General features: G+C 55.4%; 8 protein-coding genes and 1 pseudogene. 6 read left to right on the top strand and 3 right to left on the bottom strand.

The genetic code is table 11. The features are described from left to right. Positions 1-132 (top strand): annotated as a pseudogene (locus ENZ75_RS16540) (IS481 family transposase); the annotation flags it as partial. A gap of 203 nt (positions 133-335) precedes the next feature. Here the strand turns inward: ENZ75_RS16540 and ENZ75_RS16545 are convergent. From ENZ75_RS16545 to ENZ75_RS35740, 3 genes are read right to left on the bottom strand one after another with little or no spacing between them, the layout of a single operon-like run. Then, positions 336-620, bottom strand: a complete 285-nt coding sequence (locus ENZ75_RS16545; RefSeq protein WP_063169433.1) for a DUF6804 family protein — start codon at positions 618-620, stop codon at positions 336-338. A 52-nt stretch (positions 621-672) separates the two neighbouring features. Next, complete coding sequence (locus ENZ75_RS16550) at positions 673-912, bottom strand: hypothetical protein (RefSeq protein ID WP_082826591.1); 240 nt, start codon at positions 910-912, stop codon at positions 673-675. Positions 913-940: 28 nt separating this feature from the next. Then, the gene (locus tag ENZ75_RS35740; protein WP_199489651.1) at positions 941-1,075 is read right to left on the bottom strand and encodes a YHYH domain-containing protein; all 135 of its coding nucleotides are present in this window, start codon (positions 1,073-1,075) and stop codon (positions 941-943) included. Positions 1,076-1,204: 129 nt separating this feature from the next. Between ENZ75_RS35740 and ENZ75_RS16560 the strand changes: the two genes are divergently transcribed. The 5 genes from ENZ75_RS16560 to ENZ75_RS16580 all read left to right on the top strand — a co-directional run bounded on the left by ENZ75_RS16560 (position 1,205) and on the right by ENZ75_RS16580 (position 6,455). Continuing rightward, complete coding sequence (locus ENZ75_RS16560; protein WP_126066778.1) at positions 1,205-1,645, top strand: hypothetical protein; 441 nt, start codon at positions 1,205-1,207, stop codon at positions 1,643-1,645. Between the two features lie 227 nt (positions 1,646-1,872). After that, positions 1,873-3,282 carry a hypothetical protein gene (locus tag ENZ75_RS16565; protein ID WP_210326684.1) on the top strand — a complete coding sequence of 470 codons (1,410 nt, stop codon included), beginning with the start codon at positions 1,873-1,875 and terminating at the stop codon, positions 3,280-3,282. Continuing rightward, positions 3,275-4,093, top strand: a complete 819-nt coding sequence (locus ENZ75_RS16570; RefSeq protein WP_063169429.1) for a hypothetical protein — start codon at positions 3,275-3,277, stop codon at positions 4,091-4,093. Before ENZ75_RS16565 ends, ENZ75_RS16570 begins: the two co-directional genes overlap by 8 nt. Further along, positions 4,093-5,409: a hypothetical protein gene (locus ENZ75_RS16575; protein ID WP_063169428.1), complete on the top strand. Its 1,317-nt coding sequence runs from the start codon at positions 4,093-4,095 to the stop codon at positions 5,407-5,409. Before ENZ75_RS16570 ends, ENZ75_RS16575 begins: the two co-directional genes overlap by 1 nt. Beyond that, complete coding sequence (locus ENZ75_RS16580) at positions 5,397-6,455, top strand: hypothetical protein (protein WP_224571173.1); 1,059 nt, start codon at positions 5,397-5,399, stop codon at positions 6,453-6,455. Before ENZ75_RS16575 ends, ENZ75_RS16580 begins: the two co-directional genes overlap by 13 nt. Positions 6,456-6,492 lie beyond the last annotated feature (37 nt).

Here is a 6,492-nt window from a genome sequence, read left to right on the forward strand (position 1 = left end):
CATCGTGCCGCCGAACTGCCTGTCTGGCTGCACAGATACAATTGGCATCGTCCACATGGCAGCCTAAAGTCAAAAACGCCTATCAGTCGCCTCGCCCTGATCGAGGACAACCTGTTGAAGCTCCACATCTAGGGCATGCGAAAATAGAAAATAACGGGCAAAAAGATGCGCCTTTTCCGACTCCGAGCCTAGATGGTTGAAAGCCTCGAAGTACTCCTTCGTCCGCTCGAGGAGATCTCCCGCATAAAGCGCCAACGGCTGTGACACGGTGACCCTCGGGCGCGCCTTGACCTTCGGCGTCTCAGGTCCACTCTTGGCCATCTCAGATTATCGGCTTAATTCCGGTGCCGGTATGCGACAAAGCCGAACAGAGTAGCCGCTGCGACGTTGAAGATTGCCCACAGCTCGCGCGGCAAATGAACCGGCATGAACGGGTTGAAGATCGCTGCCGCTCCAAACAGCGCCCAAGCCAGGGTGCGATTTTCAGGGCCTGATCGCCACACCATGGCTCCGCAGTAGATCCCGGCGAAAAAGACCACCACGCGGAGGAATTGGTAATAGCCGTACGGCCATGGCGCTACCGCCAGCAGCGAGGCAATAGCTACACAGATGCAGACCAACCGGACCGTTCCGGCCGGCGTCGAAAAGCATTATTTTCAGCAAACTTGATCCTCAAACGCCCAGCACGGTTGTTAGTGGAGTTTCGGCGCCCGCCATATATTTGAAAAGCCAGATTGCCCAAGTGATCGGCCAAATGAACGCCAACATCGCATCCAGGCTCAAGTTAATCAGGATTTTTACGACCACTGATGCATGGCCCTGCCATGTGTCGACGACATTCATCACGTAGGTGATCGGCCCGCCCAGCATGAAGAGGAGGCCCAGCGGAGCTGACATGATGTTCTTCAGCATGTTTGTGTCCCTCAGAAAGGCGTGACCTTCAGTGACAGTGATACGCGCCGGTCTTATGGTTGGTATGGCAACCGTTGGCATCAGTGCCGCCACTGTGTGCAAACGCGCCGGTCGCGCAAGCGATTATTGCAGCGGCCATAGCCGCGAGAAATGTTGTTTTCATTTTATTGCCCTCCCAAAGTATTTCAGACAGAGCACTATTGCCGGTCGGGCACAAGCTGCTCGTGGCACTGTGAACACAAATAGGATAGATGCTCCTCTGTGCAGGCCAAGATCGGGCGAGGAGAATACTTTGGATGGATTGCGATTGATGCACGTCCCGTTGGCGATCCTGCTGACATGGCCAAGGGTGGCGACGGCAAATGAATGCCTCTCGAAGTACACCAAGACCGACGTCTGCGCCTACGCAAAAAAAATGCAAACCGAAATGGCTCCAGCATTGCCCATGCTGATCAGTTCGAACATCTCCGTTCGGAGCATCATCGCAATCGGGCCAAGGATCGTTTTCAACGCCACCTGGGCTCAGACCGATGCGGAAGTAGACGCCAAATTGTTGGCTGCTGGCGTCTCGCGGCCGGTCTATGTCCAGAAGATCGATGAAATGACCAAAAACTATGTCTGTCGTGCGGAGGAACTATCTGCCTTCGTTCGCCTGGGCGGTGAGATCCAGTACACGTATACGACTGTGGATAATTTCCCAGTCGCGAACCCGCTCGTAGCACTCTGTCCTTAGAGCATCGCAGCACGGCTCATGACATGACTAGTCGCGGCCGATCAACCAGTTGATCAGCAGCCATGATCATTTGTTGGAACTCAATTGAGCCTGATCCGCACTAGCAAGTGGATAGAAGTGAATGTGCGGTTGCCCTTTAGCTCTACTATGCATAGAAACCACTCTGCCGGGGGGCGTAAAGTTGGGGTTGTGAGTGCGTGGGCTCTAAATTCGAAAAACTAAATAAGTTGCGTGACTCACTGCGAGAATCCAACCACGATTTTCGGGCGAGCACTCAGCTATTCAACAGCCTGGACCCTGCCAAGATCGACGGCGACCTGGATGTCATTAACCGCGGAAAGCAGCGCGGCGAGGTGAACCAACCCCCGAAAACGGCAAAGAATCTCGACGATGTCGAACATGCCATCGTGGAACGCGTTGAGGATGAGAAGAAGGCTGCGCATCACACTCTTGAGGACAACCTGCAACTCCTTGGAGGTCGTCTTGCCGGCCTCGATTTCGAGGAACAATTCGGTCTAATCCGTCAGACGAATGCCGCTAGCGTTTCGGACTTCAAAGCCTCGGTCGCCGTGGGCCTCGATGAACTTCACGGCCTGAGAAGGGCCCTGAACGACGCCGAAAAAGAGCATGCATGGTTTAAGGAGAAGCACGGTCTCGTTCGTGCCGCGCGTGTGCAGCACGGTGCCGCTCACATTTTCCGGCTATCGCTTCTGCTATTTCTGTTTCTGGTCGAGACAGCGATGAACGGCAACTTCCTGGCCAAGGGCAATGAGCAGGGATTTTTTGGTGGCATCCTTGAGGCTGCGGCATTCTCTTTCATCAACATCGGGGCGGCTTTGCTCCTGGCGGTTTTCTGCGCTCGTCTCGTCACCCATCGGTCGTTTTTCGTAAAATTCGTTGGGATCATTTCAATCCTTTTCTATATCGGCTTGGCGATTTCGATAAACTTGGCGCTAGCGCACTACCGTGAGGTCAGCGGCTCGCTCGCTGACGGCGCCGGCGCTGAGGTCATCCGTAATATGCTCGCCAATCCAGCGGGTCTCACGGACATCAAGTCCTGGTTGCTGTTTGCGATCGGCCTGATGTTTTCGCTTTTCGCTTTTATCGACGGCTGGTTCGTGCTCGACCCTTACCCAGGCTACACTGGCGTTGAAAATCGGCTCGTTCGACGGCGCGATGACTACATCGATCGAAAGAAGGAACTGATCGAAGAGCTGCAGGATGTCCGCGACGACCACAACGAAAAAGTGGAGGAAATCGTCAAGCAGCTTGGTAGTCGCCGGCGCGAGCACCGCGCGATTGTCGATCATCGATCGAGGCTTCTGGCTCTTTTTGCGCAGCATCAAGACCAATTGGAGCGAGCCTGCAATCAGCTTTTGTCGATGTATCGGGAAGCCAACATCCAGGCGAGGACCGAGCCGGCGCCCAAGCATTTCGGAACGCCCTACAAACTTGATCGCATCAAGCCATACGTCACCGGCGAGCGGGAGTGGAATGAGGGAGATGTTGGCGCATCAATTCGCCAGGCGCAGGAGGAACTCAACGAGCAGGTTCGTCTGATTGGTCAGGAATGCGAACGGGGAATTGAGCAGTACCGAGATCTTGATAAGCTTCACCCGGACAGCGTGAATGTCTAGGCGAACCCGCAGACGCAAGAAAGGCAATGCGGGTACCATTGCCGCGGCCATTGCCCTTGGTGTGCTATCCGTTGCGATGTTGGCCGGCTTCGGCTGGATGTGGACCAGGTCTGGCAATGGCCATATCGACGCCAACACGAATTGCCCATTGGACGGACCCTCCAGCCTGACCGCCGTCCTCATCGACGCCACTGATCCAATTTCGGCAACGACGATGGCTGATCTCAAGAACGAGTTCCGAAAGACCATTGGGCAGGTCGAGCCGGGTGGGTATGTGAGGATTTATACCCTGAGCTCGGCGCCTGGTGAGCTGACGGTGATGTTCGATGGATGCAATCCCGGTGATGGGTCGACCGTCGATAGTTGGACCAACAATCCTGCGCGGCGTCAAAAGAAGTGGGAAAACGCCTTCGGCGATCCTTTGAACAAACTTCCCGATGAAATCCCGAATGCGGCTTCCGCGAGCCAATCTCCGATCATGGCTGGAATTCAGAAAATCAAGCTGTCGCTCTTCGATAGCAGCTTGGCCAAACAGGGCAGTCCCAAGCGATTGGTGGTCGCCTCTGACATGATCGAGCATACGACGATTTACTCGCAGTACCGATCGGGACTGGATTACCAAAAATACCTCAACAGCGCCGCCGACCGCACATATGGGACGTCGCTGGATGGGGTGGGCATCACAATTCTTTATATCGATCGGGCAAAGAAGCCATTTCAGACCCTGGATCACGCGGAGTTCTGGACACATTGGGTCCAGAACCATCACGGCGAGTTCGAAAAGCTGGTTGGCTTGGATGGGTTAAACTGATGGCGAGAGCGCACGACAAACCTTTGCTGGATCATCCACGTCTGCCGGTCGTGGTTTTCGCGGCATTGACACTCGGCGGGTGTGTATTCATCGCCATTGCAAAACTCTCAGGCGTAAATCCGATCGTCGCGGCGGTAGCACCGGCCTGCCTGATGTTTTTCTATCTCGGGGTTTCGATCTTTGCTGGAAAGCTACAACTGCACGACGAGCAGACCGGCGATAACCTCTACTATATGGGCTTCCTGTTCACCCTGACGAGCCTTGGGGTCTCGCTGTTTCAGTTTGGAACGGAAGGCTCAACCGACACGATCGTCCAAAATTTTGGCATCGCGATCACGTCGACGATCACCGGTATTGCTCTGAGGGTTTTCTACAATCAGATGCGGCGCGATCCCGCGGACATTGAGCGAACGGCGAGGCACGAACTTGCCGACATGACACGGCGTGTAAGAGCCGAGATGGAAAGCGTAACCAGGGAGTTCGCCGACTTTCGTCGTGTCAGCCATCAAATGCTCGAAGAGGGCTTTGCAGAGATTGCCGAGCAAGCGGCACGCAATGGGGAGCACATTCGATCTGCCCTGGACAATATTGCCATGGAATCGATCAAGCCTGTCCAAGAGGCGTCTGCCAAGCTCAGTGACGCGTTGCAGCACAATTTCGGGCAAGTCGAAACCCAGTTTGCTTCGATAGCGAACCGCGTTGGAGCTGCAGCGGATTTGCTGGATAAAGCCAACAGCTCGATGTCCAACTCTGTTGGAAAGCTCGGTAATCAAGCCGACAATATGGCTGCCAAGCTGGAAAAGGTGGTTGTTCCTGATGAGGTGCTGAAGAACGATCTGGCGCCGATGGTCAAGCTCCTGGGTAATGCTGTCGCACAATATGCGATAAAAACCGAAACAGCCTCGCAAGAGCAGCAAACGCGGATGACCGGTCTTGCCGACGCAGTGATCAAGGTGGCGACTGGAGTGGAGAGAGCGGCAGCGGCCGCAGAAAAGACCGCAGAAACTGTCCAAGCGCAGCAGCGTTTGACTGAGGAGTTCATGGCTGTGATGCAGAAACACAGCAATGAAACACGCGGCCTCGTCGCAACCCTTACACAACATAGCCTCCCGGCCGTGCGCACTCCCCAGCCTCTGAGCAATGCGATAGCGAACGATGTCGAGCGAGTGGCGGCACCTTCCACTGTTGCCTCCCCTGTGGAGACGCCAATCAAGGTTTCGGATGACACGGAGGGCGACACCTTCCGATCGTTAAGCAGTCCGGCGGAGGTGGAGAAGGGTGAACCGCCAAAGAGAGCAAGTTGGTGGGGCAGGTGAGTGAGGTTAGCGGAACAGCCATTACGTTTGAGCGCAAGGGCTATGGCCGCGGCCTGATACTCGGCCTGACGATGGCTGAGACGATGCTGCTTCTCGTTTTCTGCCTTTTGCTTGCTGCAGGCGCGCTCATCGCCAAGACAAAGAAAGAGGCTGCGGCAGCGCAGAAGATTGCGCAGTCCCTCAATGAGAACGCTCGCAAGCTTGACGAGGAAAACAAGCGGTTGCTGGCTCAGCTGAATGCCATGGTCAAGCCTGCAAGTCGACGCAATGTACCAGATCAAGAATGGCGTGAATTGGTCCGGGCCAAAGAGGCCGCAGAGGCAATCAAAAAAGTGGGACTGACCCTTGAGGAAGCGGTGAAAAGCGCGCCGGCCGCCAAAGTCCTCTCTGACAACGACGTCGACGTTGATCAGGCCAAAGCCATGATCGAGAAGATGAAGGTTCTGCGCGAGCTCGGCTACGTTGGCACGGGCAAGACGTCCAAGGATCTTGCTGACGCACTGAAGAAGGCAAGGAACGAGGCCTCTGCTGACAAGCCACACGATTGGCCACCGATCATCAGTCTTAGCGAGCTCGATGGCTATAATTTCGATACTGGAAGTGCGGAGCTTTCCGGTGGCTTCAAAACGAAGTTGCGGCAGATGTCGAAGACCATTGCTGGAATTGCAACTTCCTATGGTGTGGACGTCATTGAGGTGATTGGCCACACGGACGAGCAGGCGATGTCCGGTGACTCATCGAATATGGACAGAGGCCTTCAGCCCGTACTGGCGCGCAAGATGGACATTGGCACACTCCATCCTGCCGACAATGCCGGGCTTGGATTAGCGCGAGCGATCTCCGTCACAGGCATCCTGCGCGATATGCCGGAACTGAAAGGCTTCACCATCCTGCCAATGTCCGGCGGCCAGTTGATATTGCCTGGCGACCGGCTCACCGACGGCGCACAGGCCGGCGACGTCAAGGCGAGGAGGCGAATTGAGATCAGGGTCAGGCAACGTTCGCGAGAGACAGATATTGGACTGGTTCCGGTACCAAAGTTGTGAGGCGAACTGCCCTTGGGTTTCGCTCACAGGGCTTGGG

Source organism: Mesorhizobium sp. M7A.F.Ca.CA.002.04.1.1, assembly GCF_004022805.1.
GTDB lineage: Bacteria > Pseudomonadota > Alphaproteobacteria > Rhizobiales > Rhizobiaceae > Mesorhizobium > Mesorhizobium ciceri.

What these genes read in the sequence shown, in the direction of transcription:
- ENZ75_RS16550 (WP_082826591.1), bottom strand. Translation starts at nt 912, where the DNA reads ATGCTGAAGAACATCATGTCAGCTCCGCTGGGCCTCCTCTTCATGCTG.
- ENZ75_RS35740 (WP_199489651.1), bottom strand. Translation starts at nt 1,075, where the DNA reads ATGAAAACAACATTTCTCGCGGCTATGGCCGCTGCAATAATCGCTTGC.
- ENZ75_RS16570 (WP_063169429.1), top strand. Translation starts at nt 3,275, where the DNA reads ATGTCTAGGCGAACCCGCAGACGCAAGAAAGGCAATGCGGGTACCATT.
- ENZ75_RS16575 (WP_063169428.1), top strand. Translation starts at nt 4,093, where the DNA reads ATGGCGAGAGCGCACGACAAACCTTTGCTGGATCATCCACGTCTGCCG.